Genomic DNA, 16,356 nt, shown 5'->3' with positions numbered 1-16,356 from the left:
CCCGGCACCACAAAGATGCCGGGACATAGGGTGAATCAGAAGTTGACGCGAGCACCGAGGTAGAACGAACGCCCGATCGGATCGTAAAGCGCAACGTCAGTTCCGTTCTGCGAGCTCGCCACGAAGGGCAGACCACGGTCGAACAGGTTGTTTACACCTGCGCGAAACTCGATCGACTTGTTGACGCGAACGGTCCCGAACATGTCCCAGAGCGCATAGGCGCCAACACCCACTTGAGCAGTGGCAGGGGTCAGGACCGACGTCGTGTCCTTCATCGCGCTTTGGTAGCGCCAGCGAAGGCCCAGCGTGGTCACGTCGGAACGATAGCCAAAGCTGGTGACTGACTTCCACTTCGGTGTAGCGCGCGGAGGCAGGCTGCTGACGCCAGCTGCACCATTACTGATGCCAGTATAGTCGAGTTCTGCCGCACCAGGGATAAGCTGCAGCTTGTAGTTGTGCAGCCAGCCCACAGCTGCGTTCACGAAGAGCCTGCCGCTGTTACCGCGCAGGAATGGAGCCGGGACGGTCCAGTTAACCTGTGCCTCAACACCGTCAGTCTTGACCGAGCCGAGGTTGAGGAAGGGAGTCGCGACGTTGACAAGCTGCCCTGAGTTATCGCGCGAGAGAAGACCGCAGTACAGATTGTTGCGATCGTAGCTCGGGTTGGAACCATCCAGGTTGAAGCACTTCGACAGTACGGTTAGGCCAGGCACCGTCGAAATCACGTTTTTGACCGAGATGTTGTAGTAATCGACCGAAAGCGTGAAATCGGACAGCAGACCGCTCTGGAAGGGTGAATTTAGAACGATCCCGAAGTTGTAGGTATCGGCACGTTCGGGCGTGAGGTTGGTGTTGCCAGAAACCAGCTGTCCCGTGGCGGTAGTGGGGAAGGTGTAGCTCGAGATCGCTGCCTGTGGAATGCCTTGCGCTACGCACAGCGCTGCGACTTGCGCACCATTGGCCCCGGTGCGCGCTGTCGAGCGGATGTCGCAAGGGTCGCCCAGAGCGCCCGGAGGTGTGCCGATCACCAACTGGTTGCCCTGCTGCGGCGAGAACAGTTCGCCGATGTTGGGCGCACGCACTGCGCGCTGGTAGCTGCCACGGAACAGCAGTGATTCCACAGGCTTCCAGCGAGCATCAACTTCGTAGCTGGTCACACCCCCCGTCACCGAATAATCCGAGTAACGGATCGCGCCACCGATGCCGAATTCCTGGATGAACGGCTTGTCAGCGATCAATGGTACGTCGACCTGCGCAGCAAATTCCTTCACGGAGATGCGACCCGAGGCGGGCTGCGAGGCGATCACGGATTCGATATTCTGGGCGCGAAGATCGCTGTCCGGAATGAAGTTGTAGCTGTTCTTGCGATAACCCGCGACGAAGGCGATCTGTGCTGGCCCGGCGCCCAGGTCGAACAGCTTGCCATTGACCTGCAGTTGCGCCTGGGTCTGGGAGAGCTTTTCCTTCGAGAATGCCGTCTTGGTGATGTAATCGACGCACGACTGCGACAGCGAACGGGCGTTGGCATCGCCGAAGATATTGAAGCCGCCGGTGCACAGCGATCGGCCACCATCCGCTGCATTGAGTAGTGTCTGGACGCGGCTCTTGACCACCGCATCGTTGAGCTGCTGGTCATGGACCGACTGATCGTAGGATGCGTAAAGATCGAAGGACCAGCCCGAAGTGATATCCCCCTTCACGCCGGCCATGTACTGCTGGACGACGTAGTTCTCGTCCCAATTCTTGTAGGGCACGCCTACATAGCGGCCGTTCCAGGTAAATGGCGCGTTAGGATTGGGGCGCGAGGCGAGGATCGTGCGCAGATCCTGCGGAATGAACGGGTTTGTGACCGGAATGGTCGTCAGGTTGCCGAACTGGGTAAGGCTGCCGCCAGAGGCCGTCTTCACCGAGAGGTCTACGTACATGAACTGGCCATAGGCTGTCAGACCGGGCGTCAGTTCATAGTCCGCCTTCACGAAAGCGGTCTTGCGCTTGAGGCCGTTGGCAAAATCAATCTGCTGGCCAACCGGCATGCGCACGTTATTGCCGACAATAAGGTAACCGCTCGAGCCGTTCGGCCCCTTGTAGTTGCGTGCGCCGGTCTGGGTGAACAACGTGCCATCATTATTGAAGCCGAGGTTCAGCAGCTGGAAGTTTGCCGGCAGGTTGTTGACGCCATAGCCGGCAAAAACTCCCGAGACGACCGCGGCATTTGGTGCGTTGGTAGCACTAGGCACAAAAGTACCGTTGCCGATGAACGACGAGGGCGTCTTGTCGAAGAAGAAGTCGCGCGTCGAACCGTTGACCTGATCCTGCTGGGCATAGCTGAACGCCGCCATGACATGGCCACGATCTTCGGCAAAGCTCGAGCCAAAGGCGAGCGAGCCGTTGAACTTGTAGGCATCGCCACGTTCGCTGATCGAATTCTGGACGTCCATGCGCACGCCATCGAAGGCGCGCTGCGTCTTGAAGTTAACGACGCCCGAGATCGCGTCCGAACCGTAGATCGCCGAAGCGCCGCCGGTAATGATGTCGACGCCACCCATGATAGATTCAGGCAGGATGTTGATATCTACGTTGCCGTTGATGTCGGACAGCGGCAGTCGCTTCCCATCGAGCAGCACCAGGTTGCGGTTGGTTCCGAGTCCGTGAAGGTTGACTGAGGCACGCCCGCCAGTGCCCTGCCCGCCAGTGTTGGCATTGCCAGCAGTGGTGAAGCTTGGGAACTGGTTCAACGCGTCCTGCAGATTGACCTGCCCGGTCTCCTTGAGCGCAGTTTCGCCGACACTGACGATCGGGCTGACTGCCGTATTGTTAGGACGCGCTATCAGCGAGCCGGTAACGATAATCTCCTTGTCCGACAGCGGCGCTTCATCCGCAGCCTGGTCCTGCGCAGCGTCCTGTGCGTATGCCGGCGTGCCCATGGCCGCGGCTAGGGTCAACAGGGACGCGGAAAGCGCAAGGCGAGTGCCCCTCAAAGTCATGGTCATCCTCCTCCTCGGGCAGCTGGATTCGCCGCCCTTCACCGGCGGTTCATTTATGTTACGAACTAGTCCCTGTCAAATAACTTGTGACTGGTTGGTTACACTTTGTAGCGTTCAACGAGGAAAGCGGCGCCCGCGCAAATTAGCAGTGGCACGCAATAGGCTCCAAACAGCGCAGGAAGCGGGGCGTTCGCGGCCATGAGATAGCCTCCAAGCATGGGGCCAATCACCGCACCGCCCCGGCCCACGCCGATCGCCCAGCCTACGCCCGTCGCTCGCACTTCACCGGGATAGGCGCCCGCCGCAATCGGCCACACGCCGTTATATCCGCCTTGCAGAAGCACCCCGATCATAAAGGCCACGAGCAATGTCAGCCAAACTGGCATCGCGATTGAACCAAACACGACCATCGCCACCCCCGCGCAGGTGAGCATCGCAGGAACCAGCTTGCCCAGCGGTACGCGCAAGGCAAGAAAGCTCATCGCCATTGTCCCGATGAAAGCTCCAAGATTGTAGAGCGCGCCCGCATAGATCCCGTCGGTCTCCGACAAGCCAGCCGCGATCGACAGCTTCGGGATCCAGCTCACGATGAAATAAAGCACCATCAGCCCAAAGAACACCGCGCACCAAAGCGCGATGGTCCGAGCGCGCAGTTCTGGGGCAAACAACTGGCCCACCTTCCCCGCCGCTGGCGCTTCATCTCCAGATGATCCACTACCAATCGCCGGTGTCGCACGCGGCAGAACCAGCCACGCCGCCGGAAGCAGCACCGCTGTCAGCACCGCCGCGCCGAGCAGCATCGCTTGCCAGCCATGAATCGGCAGCGCGTGAGCCACGATAAGCCCGGTAAACACTGCCGCAAACGGATAGCCCGCCTGGACCACGCCCACCGCCAGATTGCGCTGCGCCGGTGGCGCGCTCTCGGCCGCCAGCGCCGCCATCGCCGCCAAAACCGTGCCGATGCCCGACCCGACAATGACCCGCATTCCAAACAGCATTGGCACGCTAGCTGCAAAGCTGCTGGCAAGCATCCCCACCGACATCAGGCAAAGTGCGGCAAGGATCACCGCGCGCCGTCCCAGCCGATCCGCCAGGGGCGCAATGAACATGCCGCCGATCGCCATGCCGATCAGCCCTGCGCTGAACAGGTTGCCCATTGTTCCGGAGTCGATATTCCACTCCGTCTGCAGGCGAGGAGCAATGAACGACAGGATCGTCACGTCGACGCCATCGGCCATGTTGATCGCAAAACACAGTGCAACGATCCCAAGCCCTGTGCGCGTCCACGACGCGGGGCCTTTGGCGCTCGGGGCGCTAGCGGGGGGAAGTGCCATTCGTCCTCTCCTTTTGGCGCAAGAGCAGACGTCCGGCCGATCCATGGACGAGCAGCTTCTCGCTGCCCGCCCGGTCAGTCCTTCTTCGTCACCCAGGCCAGAATGATGTCTGCCACCTGCCCGGCCCGGCGCTCGATTGCTTCGGGGCTGGTCATGTCGACCCCGAAGTTGTGCGCAAAGGTGAATTGGTTGGAGACGTTGTAGAAACTCAATGCTGTAAGGTTCAGATGGAGGTCAACCGGGTCAATGCCGTCACGAAACGTACCTTCTGCCTGCCCCCGCGCGATGATGCTCTCGAGAATGCCGATCACCTTGCGGTTGCCTTGTGGCAAGCTCTCTATCTGCTTCAGATGCTCGGCGCGGTGGATGTTCTCGTTCATCACCAGCCGGACAAGTTCGGGATGGCGGGCATGATAACGAACGTCATGCTCGATGAGGCGGCGTAGGGCATCGACGGCACTTCCGCTTTTGATGTCGACTTCTGCCTCGCTCTCACGCACGCGCGTATAGGCACGCTGCAGAACAGCGCGGTAGAGTTCGTCCTTGCCTTCGAAGTAGTAGTAAATCTTGCGCTTAGTCGCCTTGCCCGCGATCTCGTCGATGCGCGCGCCAGCCAAGCCCTTCTCGACGAACTCATTGGTGGCAATGTCGATGATCTGGTTGATCGCCTGCTCGCGGCTCTCAGCTCGGCTGCGGCGTTCTGGCTTCGTGGCCAGCTCCTCGGCGCGCAGCCCATTAAGTTCGGTCTTAGGCAAGATGGCATTCTCCGCGACAGACACGAGACGTTGCTACTTCACCTGAAGCGCCCCGCCCGGTTCCACGTAATGCTAGCGGCATTTCCGACTGCGGTCTGCCCGTGACATGGCGCGCGTGCAGGTTTTCCCCGCCTGTTAACGCCTCAGTGGGCACCCCGTCGGACTTTCCGTTCACAATCCTCCCCTTGCGCCCAAACCGCATTTGTGTAACGAACTAGTCCCTAACATTTAGATATGTCAACCTCGCAAGAGCCGAGGCGACGGAGAGCCTGAAGCCGACATGAAAACGTCAATCGCCACGGTTTCGATCAGCGGCACACTCGATGCCAAGCTGCAGGCCATAGCCGCTGCAGGCTACGATGGAGCGGAGATCTTCGAGAACGACCTTCTCTCCACACACCTCTCGGCGCGTGAGATCGCCGCGATGATGGGCGACCTTGGTCTTGCCTGCACAATGTTCCAGCCTTTCCGCGATCTCGACGGCTTGCCCGAGCCGCAACGCACTCGCGCCTTCGACCGGCTAGAGCGCAAGTTTGATGTCATGCAAGAGCTCGGCACCGACCTGCTCCTGCTCTGCTCCAGCTGCTCCCCTCTTGCCTCCGCCGATCGGGCCTGCACCATCGCCGACCTTCATGAGGCAGGCGAGCGCGCCCACGCGCGGGGCCTGCGCATCGGCTACGAGGCGCTCGCCTGGGGCCGACATGTTAATGATCATCGCGATGCATGGAGCATCGTGCGCGACACCGATCACCCTGCCATCGGACTGGTGCTCGACAGCTTCCATTCGCTCTCGCGCCGCATCCCCTCATCCAGCATCGGCGACATTCGCGCTGACAAACTATTTATCGTGCAGGTGGCCGACGCCCCAATATTAGACATGGACCTGCTCCAATGGAGCCGCCATTTCCGCTCGATGCCGGGGCAGGGTGATTTCCCGCTTGATGACTGGGCGCAAGCCATCCGCAAGATTGGCTACGATGGTTACTGGAGCCTCGAGATATTCAACGACCGCTTCCGTGCAGGCTCGGCGAGCGGCGTAGCGCTGGACGGCTATCGCTCGCTTCGTTTGCTTGAAGGTGGCATTGCCAAACCGTCTCCCGCTGCGATCGCCCTCCCCCCTCGCACGGCGACCACCGGGGTGGAATTCATCGAATTTGCCGCCAGCCACGAAGAAGCCGACGCGCTTGGCGCGATGCTGCGCCCCCTGGGCTTTCGCCCAACCGCTCGCCACCGCAGCAAGGATGTCGTCCGGTGGACGCAAGGTTCGGCCAGCATTGTCATCAATTGTGAACCCGAAGGCCTCGCCCATAGCTTCGACATCGTCCACGGGGCTGCCGTATGCGCACTCGGGCTGGCCGTGCCCGATGTGACCTCAGCGCTGGCCCGCGCCGACCATTTGCGCGTTCCACGCTTCGCGCAGGCCGTTGGTCCAGACGAATGGCCTATCCCCAGCGTGCGTGGCGTTGGCGGCAGCCTGATCTACTTTGTAGACAAAGCCACCCGCGATGCGATGTGGGCCCACGAATTCCCGCATGCCTTGGAAACCGCGCCAGAGCCGCTGCTTATGGGCGTCGACCACATTGCTCAGACGATGCAATACGAGGAATTTCTGAGCTGGTTGCTGTTCTACGTCGCACTGTTCGACGTCGGCAAGACCCCCCAGCTGGAAATCGCCGACCCGATGGGTCTTGTCCAGAGCCAAGCGGTGGAAAATGCCGACCACTCGGTGCGGTTCACGCTCAACGGCTCGCTCGCCAGCCAATCGCTCACCTCTCGCTTCGTGCAGAATTACTTCGGTGCGGGCGTACAGCACATCGCGTTCTCGACGCCCGATGTCTTTGCCGCTGCTGAGGCCGCACGTGCCGACGGTCTGCCCATCCTCGACATTCCGCGCAATTACTACGACGATCTCGAAGCGCGCTGGGGTCTGGAGCCTGACTTAATCGAACAAATGGCTCGCCTCGGCATCCTTTATGACCGTGATGGCGAAGCCGAATACTTCCAGTTCTACAGCCGTGCATTTGCTCGCCGCGTATTCTTTGAGGTGGTCGAACGTCGCGGCTACGCAGGATACGGCGCTGCAAACGCCCCTATCCGTCTAGCCGCGCAAGCCCGCCACAAACCCGAATTCATTGATTGAGGAAGCCAATGCGCTTTACCACCGCACTTACAGCGCTCGCGCTGGCCGCACCGATTACCGCCCACGCTGCAGAACCCACACTCGAATTCGCTTTCGAGGAGACCGTGATGCTCGATGCCGACGTGCTGGTTGGCGCGACCTCTGTCGGTACGCGCAACATTGTGCCTATCACTGGCGGCACCTTTGAAGGACCGCGCATCCGCGGCACGATCATGGGTGGCGGCTGGGACTGGCAGTTGCGCCGTGCAGATGGCTGCCTGCAAATCAAGGCAGACTACATGCTGCGAACCGACGACGGTGCGGTGATCAACGTTGTCAACACCGGAGTCAGTTGCCGGGCCAAAGACCCCAAGGCCGTCGTCCGCACACACCCGGTTTTCGAAGCACCTCAGGGAAAGTACGATTGGCTCTCGCAGGGCTGCTTTGTCGGCACGCTCGATCCGGTGAGCCTTCCAGACGGCAAGCGAGCGGTACGCATCCGCTTCTACCGCGTCATCTGAACATCAAAGAAAACCGATCAAGGAGAGGACAAGATGGCCCGTTACACCCTGCTGCTAACGCTCGCCTGTGCCGCGCTCGCCGCGACTTCCGCAAGCGCCAAGGAACCGGCTGAGCGCTCCGTCCTGGTGAATCCAGAGCCTTCAATGGCCGACAAGTTCCCGCAAGTGCCGGTCGCCTTTCCTGGTGGGGTGCAGGCGTGGCGCGACGTGACTTATCAGGTCAATCCCGGATACCGCCCACAGATTGTCGATATCTATGTACCCTCCGGCAAGGGCCCGCATCCACTTGTCCTCTATATCCATGGAGGTGGTTGGATGGGCGGGCACACCCGTCAGTCCGGTGCCTTCGAGAACTTCCCCAAGATGCTTGCCGCCTTCGCCGCTGAAGGCTTTACCGTCGCAAGCGTCGAATACCGCCTGTCGGGCGAGGCTGCTTTCCCGGCACAGGCCAAGGACGTCTTTGCCGCGCTGCGCTTCCTGCGCCAGAATGCTGCGCAGTATCACATTGACCCCGCACGCGTTGGCGTATTCGGTGGGTCGGCCGGTGGGCACCTTGCCGCGCTCGCTGGCCTCGCCTGCACCGATGGCAGGATAGACGCCAAGCTCGACCCGGCCTCGGCCGACGACACTTGCGTTCAGGCCACAGCTGCCTGGTACGGCATCCATGATTTCGCCTCGATGCCGCGGATCACGCAGAAGGACTCTGCCGAACAGCGCCTGCTCGGCTGCAAGGACGGTGTCTGCACGCCCGAGGCCATTCGCGCCGCCAGCCCGATCAACTACGTCGACGCCAAGGATTCTCCCGTACTGCTCTTGCACGGCGTGGACGACAGGGTCGTGCCCGTTGCACAGTCGCAAGAACTGGCAGCTGCTCTCAAGGCCGCAGGCGTCCCGGTCAGCGCCACTTACTATGCCGGCACCGACCACAGCTTCATGGGTCAGACGCCTGATGACACCCGCCGCACCTCGTTAAAGGCGATGAACGCGACCTTCGACTTCTTCCACGACAAGCTGGGCGTGCCCCGGAAATGATCCGCAAGTTGATCGCGCCGCTGCTCCTTATCGCCGCCACAACGTCCGCCCATGCCGAACCGATCGCGGTTGATGGTGGCCAGATTGAAGGCGTCACCCTCCCCTCAGGCGTTGATGCCTGGCTCGGCGTGCCGTTCGCCGCGCCGCCTTTGCGTGAATTGCGCTGGAAAGCGCCTCAGCCGGTGCAGCCCTGGCAAGGCGTGGCCCATGCTGACCGCTTCGCCCCCGAATGCCTGCAGCCCTTGCGTGGTTCGCTGCAAAACCACTACTTCGGCAACGAGGCCAGCAGCGAGGACTGTCTCTATCTCAACATCTGGGCGCCGAAGAGCGCCGCAAACGCGCCCGTCGTGGTGTGGATTTATGGAGGCGCCTTCAACGTCGGCTCGGCTTCGATGGCGAACTACTCGGGCGCGCCTCTGGCGCGCGACGGCGTGGTCCGCGTTAACCTTGCTTATCGCGTCGGCGCGCTCGGCTTCTTTGCTCACCCCGATCTTACGGCCGAAGCCGGTGCCTCTGGCAATTATGGTTTGATGGACCAAATTGCCGCGCTGCAATGGGTTCAGCGCAATATTGCGAAGTTTGGCGGCGATCCTGCCAACGTCACCATCGTCGGACAGTCGGCGGGAGCAATGTCGGTCTCGCTGCTGCAGGCCTCCCCGTTGGCCAAGGGCTTGTTCGCCAAGGCCGTGGCGATGAGCGGGGGTGCGTTCGGCGGTATGCTCGCCCCCATACCGCTGGCCAAGGCAGAGGATCAGGGCCTCGCATTGCAGAAGGAACTGGGCGTTGCCTCGCTCACCGAACTGCGCTCCCTCCCCGGTGACCGCGTCATTGCCGCCACCACCCCGCGCAGCCCCATCGTCCTCGATGGCAAGGTAGTCATTGGATCGAACGAAGACGTCTTTGCCGCGCGCCAGCAATCCGATGTCCCCATCCTGATCGGCTACACCCGCGACGAAAGCTTCCAGTCCTTCGCGCCCAACGCGAACGTCATTTCCTCAGTGCGTCAACGCTATCCCTCAACCGCTGATGCCATCCTCAAGGCCTACGCATCAAGCGGGCCGCGCATGGCTGCAGACATCGCCCGCGATGGAACGGTCGGGCTACAAATGGGACGCTGGGCACAGGTGCAAACCACGTTTGGCAAGGCGCCCGCTTATGCCTACCTGTTCACGCGCCGCCAGCCTTACGCGCCTGGCATCACCTTCAGCGATCACGACCCGGCCATTGTTGGTGCCTATCACACCGGCGACGTGCCCTACTGGCTGCGCACGCGTGATTCCCTGAACCTGTTCCGTCAGACCCGCATCTGGGAACCTGCCGACCAGTCACTTGAGAACGAGATGGCCGGCGCCTTGCTCTCTTTTGCTCGAAGCGGCGTGCCAACCAGCGCCACCTTAGGCACGTGGCCCGCGTTCTCGGCTGACCGTCCGAAACTGGTATGGCTCGGCGAAAAGTCATCAATCACAACTTGGCCACATCTCAAGGACTTTCCGCTATTGCGCGGAGGCACCGCGCCAAGCCGTCCCGCGTCTAGCCGCCCGAGGGACTGATGCGCCCAGTTCTCCGGTTGATCTTCGCCGCGTTCGCAGCCTGGCTCACCTCTCCTGCTGCCGCGGCACAGCCTGCCGATTGCAGCGCGGACACCGAGCTTGGCTACATCTGCGGAGCGCAAAAGCCGGAAGACCTGCTCGCCCTGCCCGGCACGTCGCTGCTGATAGCCAGTGGCTTCTCGAAAGGTGCCGGGCTCAAACTGGTCGACACCCCCACTCGCACCTATCGGCAATGGTACAACGGTACGGAAGGTCAGATCGCTCTCGATATGCAAGCCTTTCCGGACTGCCCCGGCCCGCCCGATCCTGACCTGTTCAACACACGTGGCTTGTCCCTCCGCCCCTTGGCGCAGAGCCGCTACCGGCTGCTCGTTGTCAATCACGGCGGGCGTGAATCAATCGAGGCCTTCGATGTTGCGCTGGCACAGGGCGAAGAACCGAAACTGCAATGGCGTGGCTGCCTGCTCATGCCGCAAGGGCAGGTCGGCAACAGTGTTGCGCAATTCGACGATGGTACCCTGCTGGTTACTGTGCTGACCCGCCCCGGCACCACGATCGGCGACTTCATGCTTGGCCGCAGGACAGGCGCAGTCTGGCAGCGCCGCCCTGCCGACCGAAGCTTCGAACTTCTTCCTGGCACTGATCTTCCGGGTAATAACGGGATCGAGGTCGATCCCGACCAGCGCCGCTTCTATGTTGTCGCGTTTGGCTGGCATGCAGTCGTCGTGTTCGATCGCACCGACACGCGCCGCGCTCTTGCCCAGATCATCGCGCCCGACTTCATGCCGGACAATATCCACTGGACTGGAGGACATCTTCTGCTGGCCGGAATGCGGCTCGACGAACCTGCGTGTGGAGGGTTGCGCAAGATCGTCAACGGTCAGGCTGACTCCATGCTGTGCCACCGAGGTTGGGTGGTCGGTGAGCTCGACATCAATTCCGCTCGCATTGCCACCTTTGCATATGGCACCCCCCGCGCTGAATATAATGGCCTGTCTGCGGCCGCCTTGGTGGGAGCGGATTTGTGGCTCGGATCTTATCAGTCTGATCGACTAGCATTGGCCCGTCAGCATAGCATTCCATAGCGGCTTAATGGCACGCTGCACCTCAAGTCGAACACCGCTCTGCGAAACCCACACATACCTCACCGCAGTTGATTAAAGCTATGCGGCGAGTTTGCTGTCCGGTTCCTGCTTCGTAGAGGCCCGTTTCACGCGGGGATTGCGCCTCGCTCCAAAGCGTTCTTCGGGCTAAGCCGATCGCGGCGCTCTACGAACAAGGCAAGGTCAGCCACTGCGGCGCCTTCAACGACCTCAAAGACCAAATCTGCGCCATGACCGGCGCTGGATACGTCGGGAAGGGCTCGCCAGACCAAGCCGACTCACTGGTGTGGGCGCTCTCCGAACTAAGTGCCGTGGCTACCAATAGGACATCACCGCGCTGATTTGAGGAGTAGAAGATTGGCAAGGCCCTAAAGTAGTCAGCGCGATCGCAACGGTCGCGTCATTCATCCCGGGCATTGGCACCGCGATTGGCATTGGCGCCAAGGCGCTGCAGGCCATCGCACTAGCGGCAAGCGTGGGCGGAAGCTTGCTCGACAAGCCGAAAGCTCTCCGGGACAGCGAAGCGCCGTCTGAGCGCCTCCACGCCACGATCGATCCAAGAGCCTTTTCGCAAGTCAGCCATTGTAGAGACGGCCCTTAGGATCGACATCCGAGGAGTGCGCTTAACGCGTTGGCAAGGCGGACGCAGCATGACCCTTGGCCGACTCTGCCGGATATGACCATTTCGGACGTATCACCATGCTTACCGGCAAATGCTTCGTGCGCGATGACCTGCATAATGGCCATCGGTCATGCAGGCTTTGAACGACGCCTGACGTTTGCAACTACTGGATTCCTGCAACATATGACGCAGCGAGCGCAGGCCAACTTCCCTATCGAACCCGCCAGGACTGCAAAGACCGTCGTCGCGTGGCCACTACCCCCGGCCGGAGCCCAGTCCGTCAGCCGCGCCGGGGGGTTTTGCGATCATAGCCCGATTTCCCCAACGAAAGAACCTTTCTGCAGGAACTCTACCCAGGGTCCCGAATTGATCATGCGAACGGCGATCACAGTCTTGAACCGCTCGGACACAAGCGCACTCCCCCGGCCGCAGCTCCCCTTGAAACCGGCCGGGGGTTTTCATCTCACTCTCGCTTGCTAAGCTGCCTGTAGTGACCCATCCGCTACCCCGGACAGATGAGCCTGCTGGTCTGGGATTAGGCCAGCAATAATCCCAAGCGGGCCGCTCTAGCTGTGAGCCTTCAGGAGGTCGCTCATCGTGCACCGATAGATCCCAAGTGCCCAGTCGTACGTATTGAGAACGCTACGGCAGGCAGAGCGGCACTGGATGAATCGGCATAAGGCAAGACGTGCCGAGAGGCAGAAGAGCAAGAGCGCGAGCGACAGCCGCGTATCTCAGCACTCGCCAGAAAGTGACGGCCTAAACGCGCGCAATCGATGTTGCATCCATGTTGCACGGACTTGCCAAAGTCGCTGTAAATCCAAGGGAATCGGCGGATTTCGTGGTAAACAGAATTGAGAAACACGTTAAAGTTTGCCCAGAGGAAATTTTATCAGGTTACTGATTTAATTCAAGAAAATATGGCGCCAGAGGAGGGACTCGAATCCCCGGACCGCGGAATGTCGATTGCACCATCGCCACGGCCGCCGCGCCAGTGCGCGATCGCTTCAGCATATTCGGCCGCCTTGCCGATCTGCCGGCTCCGCCTATCCACCGCACCCTCAGCGCGCCGGCGGCGGTGATAACGGACCGCGCCCTCTGTAATCCCAAGCAGTCGCGCAACCGCACTCTACGTATGCCCTTGCTTCAACAGCACACTCATCGCCGTCAATGCCTCGCCATCGAGACAACCCATCGTCCTCTCCCGGAAGACTACCCGCCGGGAAATCGATCAGGCCAAGGCGACAAATCGTATAGGTAGATGTCGCCTTACGGCTCCTGTGAACTGTCCTTCAACAACACCGCGGAATTGAAAGGCAATGCAAACCTACGTCGCGAATCTTAGTGGTTATACGATCGACATTCCATGCAACTTGGGGATCGAGAACATGCGCGCGACGACTGCAGCTCATGAGGAAGGGTGCAAGCTTGCGCATTTGGCCATTAAATTAAAGTTTTGGGCAGTTTATATGCAACTTCTGCCCAAAAATCACATATGCTTTCTGAAGCTCACCATATTACCCCGTACAGTTTAGCGTGCTGGGGGAAGGAGTATGTTTCTTGCAGATACGCAGGAAATTTCATTTATGCCGTTTTTTCTGCCATGAGCTTCGTGCCGTTGGAGAGGAAAGAATTGACCGATATCGCTGCTGAGCTGCATGCCAACGGGATCTGGCAGCCGATCGAGATCGAACTGGCACTCAAGATGCCTAAGACCCGGCGGATGCGGTGCCCGGAATGCCATGGACGCGTTCGTGCCCACAAGGCCGGCAAGGATGGCCAAAAAGCCCACATGGAGCATTACGAACGGCACACTGGATGTTCGAGGGGAGACTGTTTCAAGGGCAGCCCGTCACCTCATCCGCGCGCGATCGTTTGAAGCCATGCCGCGCGTGATGCCTGCCCGCGCCTTGTTTCTCGCTGCCGCGCTGATGCTTATGGCCCGGCCTGCTCATGCGCAGGACAATGAGGATTTCGACCCCGCCGACGTGAGCATCGTGGATGCAATCAACTGCCATCTCGATGCGCCGACCTACAACGGCTTTGCCTTTTCGGTTGGCGGTGATGACGGCGAGGCACGGCGGCGTCATTGGCGCAAGGTGGCCACCGGCAACGCCTTTCTCGACGAGTACGAACTGCCCGAACCGATCGCCGTGACGGGGACCTATACCACCCGCCGGATCGCCTTTTCGTCCACCGGCGTGCTAGCCATTCTCGACCTTTCCGATCCTGCTCCGCTGGCCAAGGCAGAAGGCATTGCCAATGCCGCCGACCCCGAGCCACTGATCGCGGAAATTGTGGCATCGGGGAAGGCAACCCGGGCCGCGATCGAAGCAGACCTGCCTTTCCGCAAGTTCTTGGGCGAGCGGGTCATGGTCGACGTGACAGAGCTGCCGGCAGATGGCGAAAGCTTCGGAGCACATACCACCATTGCCCGCACCATCTCGAACGTGACGACCCATCGGGGCAAGACGCTCTACGGTTGCTCCTACCGGATCGAGTTGATCGACAAGGAGGGCAAACCGCTGTGAAGCTCATCCTGCCGGCTTTGACCGCAACGGTCTTGTTCGGACCGCCAGCCCTTGCTCGAGCCACGGACCGGCACGAGACACAGGCCACCCATGCTGCCGTCCAAAAAGTCGATCCTGGCTTTGTCGGTCACTACTACCTGTCAGGCGTGATGGAAACCGGCTCGGAACTCCTGCTGCGCGAAGATGGCACTTTCGAATGGTTCATGTCCTATGGCGCGGTGGATCAGGTTGCAAAAGGCGCCTGGGCGCGCGAACCGGATGCGATCGTGCTGCGGACCGCTTCGCCGTCGACAGACAAGCCACTGTTCACCTTCCGTAAAGTCGAGCCGTGGAGCGAGGCTGCGGAAGACGAATTCTTACGGCGGCTGCAGGAGAAAGCCGAGGAGCAGGTCTACGCCCGTTGCCCCTTCCTCAATGCAGCAACTGATGTCGCTGCTGCCCCCGCTATCGCGATGGACAGCCCCGGTTCTCCGCCCAGTGCGGAAGCGCTGAATGCGGATGCGGCAAAGGCTATGAACGTCGCGATTGCTGCCAGAGCCACCGCTGAAAAGCTGGTCGTTGCAGAGTTTGACGGGACGGGCGACAAGGATCGGGCGCCGGGCCGTCTTACTGCCGCCGAGGCCATGAGCGTCTGGGAAGCAGCAAGATGGGACGCCGTCGACGCCGCCCGCAAGGCTGGCCTGCCCGAGCCCAAATTTGCGCCGCCTGCGCTTCCTCCAGCTTGCACGCTGCCCGTGCCACGCTCGGCCCGCGACCTTCTCGAAAGCCAGTGGACCGGTGGGCTGGGCCTGCGCGTCTTCGACATGGCATCCGGCCAGGGAGCCCGCGATGTCAGGGTGCGGCTGCACCTTGCCGATGGCAATGAGATTGCGCTGGTTACGGCCAGGCGCGGCCTTGCCTTGGTGGCCGAAAAGCCATCGAGCGCCGTTGTCGGGGTAGATCTCGGCGCTGACTATGCGCCAGGTCGTGACCAGACCATCGCCATCTCGCCCACCGCTTCCGGCATCATCCATGTCACGATCGATTCCGGGCAGATCAACGCACCCCCGTTCGAAACGCTCAGGCTCCTCATCGCCGGGCGCGCGCTTCTGTTCGAGGCGATGGGCAGAGGGCGATACGAGCGGCCATAACCTTCCCCGCCTGATGCGCCAAAGCAGCGTCTCCCGGACACGATTGGCGAACACCCAACCATGGCATGGTGAGCCTTCTCGAAAGGAACACTTAAGTGAGTTACATAAATACTCAAAGGAGAACTTATCTCTGTCGCGATCACGAATAGCCGCAGGCGCGCGAAAAGAATTGTCAGCCTCTCCAAGTCAAAGTCTTTGGCGAAAGGGCTCCGCATCTAGATCAAGGTGCCGGACAGCTTTCGTGACGTCTACACCGCCTCGCCCGAGGAAAGCCAGATCACAGAAAGTGAGGCAGCTTTCACTTTACGTGACGCAAAGGTCCGCAATTGATGTCTTGGACGGCTCTCCACCCCGCGTGATATTTTCTGCGAATGAGCCGGAAAGGAGATTGGAGATGGAGCAAGTGTCGGTTGTTGGGCTGGATCTGGCTAAGTCGGTTTTCCAGGTTCACGGCGTCAATTCGCAGGGTAATGCTGTGTTTCGGCGCAGGTTGACGCGCAGTCAGCTGGTGAAGCTGTTCGAGAAACTGCCGCCCTGCCTCGTTGGGATGGAAGCATGTGCCTCGGCCCATCACTGGGCGCGTGAGCTGACTGCACTGGAGCACGAAGTGAAGCTGATGCCGCCGCAATACGTGAAGCCCTATGTGAAGCGCGGCAAGAACGATGCTGCCGATGC

12 protein-coding genes and 1 pseudogene are annotated in these 16,356 nt (G+C 60.7%); 10 read left to right on the top strand and 3 right to left on the bottom strand.

Annotation, left to right across the window (positions count from 1 at the left end):
* Window positions 1–35: 35 nt before the first annotated feature.
* The 3 genes from B9A23_RS17885 to B9A23_RS17875 all read right to left on the bottom strand — a co-directional run bounded on the left by B9A23_RS17885 (window position 36) and on the right by B9A23_RS17875 (window position 5,073).
* Window positions 36–2,924, bottom strand: coding sequence for a TonB-dependent receptor domain-containing protein (locus B9A23_RS17885; RefSeq protein WP_254895183.1), 2,889 nt, complete (start codon window positions 2,922–2,924; stop codon window positions 36–38).
* A gap of 158 nt (window positions 2,925–3,082) precedes the next feature.
* Window positions 3,083–4,318 (bottom strand): MFS transporter, encoded by a 1,236-nt coding sequence (locus B9A23_RS17880; protein WP_084280459.1) that lies wholly within the window; start codon window positions 4,316–4,318, stop codon window positions 3,083–3,085.
* 74 nt (window positions 4,319–4,392) lie between these two features.
* Window positions 4,393–5,073, bottom strand: coding sequence for a TetR/AcrR family transcriptional regulator (locus B9A23_RS17875; protein ID WP_254895182.1), 681 nt, complete (start codon window positions 5,071–5,073; stop codon window positions 4,393–4,395).
* 280 nt (window positions 5,074–5,353) lie between these two features.
* Between B9A23_RS17875 and B9A23_RS17870 the strand changes: the two genes are divergently transcribed.
* From B9A23_RS17870 to B9A23_RS17830, 10 genes and pseudogenes are all read left to right on the top strand, one after another.
* Entirely contained in the window at window positions 5,354–7,213 is a 1,860-nt protein-coding gene (locus B9A23_RS17870) for a bifunctional sugar phosphate isomerase/epimerase/4-hydroxyphenylpyruvate dioxygenase family protein (protein ID WP_084280455.1), read from the top strand.
* An 8-nt stretch (window positions 7,214–7,221) separates the two neighbouring features.
* Window positions 7,222–7,713 carry a DUF3237 domain-containing protein gene (locus B9A23_RS17865; RefSeq protein WP_084280453.1) on the top strand — a complete coding sequence of 164 codons (492 nt, stop codon included), beginning with the start codon at window positions 7,222–7,224 and terminating at the stop codon, window positions 7,711–7,713.
* Window positions 7,714–7,746: 33 nt separating this feature from the next.
* Window positions 7,747–8,745 carry an alpha/beta hydrolase gene (locus B9A23_RS17860; RefSeq protein WP_084280451.1) on the top strand — a complete coding sequence of 333 codons (999 nt, stop codon included), beginning with the start codon at window positions 7,747–7,749 and terminating at the stop codon, window positions 8,743–8,745.
* Window positions 8,742–10,295, top strand: a complete 1,554-nt coding sequence (locus B9A23_RS17855) for a carboxylesterase/lipase family protein (RefSeq protein ID WP_084280449.1) — start codon at window positions 8,742–8,744, stop codon at window positions 10,293–10,295. The genes B9A23_RS17860 and B9A23_RS17855 overlap by 4 nt, the downstream gene beginning before the upstream one ends.
* Complete coding sequence (locus B9A23_RS17850) at window positions 10,295–11,380, top strand: SMP-30/gluconolactonase/LRE family protein (protein WP_084280448.1); 1,086 nt, start codon at window positions 10,295–10,297, stop codon at window positions 11,378–11,380. Before B9A23_RS17855 ends, B9A23_RS17850 begins: the two co-directional genes overlap by 1 nt.
* A 155-nt stretch (window positions 11,381–11,535) precedes the next feature.
* Window positions 11,536–11,739 (top strand): annotated as a pseudogene (locus B9A23_RS23360) (ATP-binding protein); the annotation flags it as partial.
* Between the two features lie 1,884 nt (window positions 11,740–13,623).
* Window positions 13,624–13,899 (top strand): hypothetical protein, encoded by a 276-nt coding sequence (locus tag B9A23_RS17845; protein ID WP_084280447.1) that lies wholly within the window; start codon window positions 13,624–13,626, stop codon window positions 13,897–13,899.
* Between the two features lie 13 nt (window positions 13,900–13,912).
* Window positions 13,913–14,551: a hypothetical protein gene (locus B9A23_RS17840; RefSeq protein ID WP_139797540.1), complete on the top strand. Its 639-nt coding sequence runs from the start codon at window positions 13,913–13,915 to the stop codon at window positions 14,549–14,551.
* On the top strand, window positions 14,548–15,681 hold the full coding sequence (locus tag B9A23_RS17835; protein WP_084280443.1) for a hypothetical protein: 1,134 nt from the start codon (window positions 14,548–14,550) through the stop codon (window positions 15,679–15,681). Before B9A23_RS17840 ends, B9A23_RS17835 begins: the two co-directional genes overlap by 4 nt.
* A 394-nt stretch (window positions 15,682–16,075) precedes the next feature.
* Window positions 16,076–16,356 (top strand): IS110 family transposase (locus tag B9A23_RS17830; RefSeq protein WP_139797539.1); only part of this gene is annotated, 281 nt, incomplete at its 3' end.

This window comes from Novosphingobium sp. B1 (genome assembly GCF_900176395.1).
Classification (GTDB): Bacteria; Pseudomonadota; Alphaproteobacteria; order Sphingomonadales; family Sphingomonadaceae; genus Novosphingobium.
Note: the sequence above shows the minus strand (reverse complement) of the source record. Positions and strands in the feature narration are given on the sequence as shown.

Bases quoted from the DNA above. Each gene is read 5' to 3' on its own strand.
- B9A23_RS17860 (WP_084280451.1), top strand. From the start codon at position 7,747: ATGGCCCGTTACACCCTGCTGCTAACGCTCGCCTGTGCCGCGCTCGCC.
- B9A23_RS17855 (WP_084280449.1), top strand. From the start codon at position 8,742: ATGATCCGCAAGTTGATCGCGCCGCTGCTCCTTATCGCCGCCACAACG.
- B9A23_RS17850 (WP_084280448.1), top strand. From the start codon at position 10,295: ATGCGCCCAGTTCTCCGGTTGATCTTCGCCGCGTTCGCAGCCTGGCTC.
- B9A23_RS17880 (WP_084280459.1), bottom strand. From the start codon at position 4,318: ATGGCACTTCCCCCCGCTAGCGCCCCGAGCGCCAAAGGCCCCGCGTCG.
- B9A23_RS17865 (WP_084280453.1), top strand. From the start codon at position 7,222: ATGCGCTTTACCACCGCACTTACAGCGCTCGCGCTGGCCGCACCGATT.
- B9A23_RS17870 (WP_084280455.1), top strand. From the start codon at position 5,354: ATGAAAACGTCAATCGCCACGGTTTCGATCAGCGGCACACTCGATGCC.
- B9A23_RS17845 (WP_084280447.1), top strand. From the start codon at position 13,624: ATGAGCTTCGTGCCGTTGGAGAGGAAAGAATTGACCGATATCGCTGCT.
- B9A23_RS17885 (WP_254895183.1), bottom strand. From the start codon at position 2,924: ATGGGCACGCCGGCATACGCACAGGACGCTGCGCAGGACCAGGCTGCG.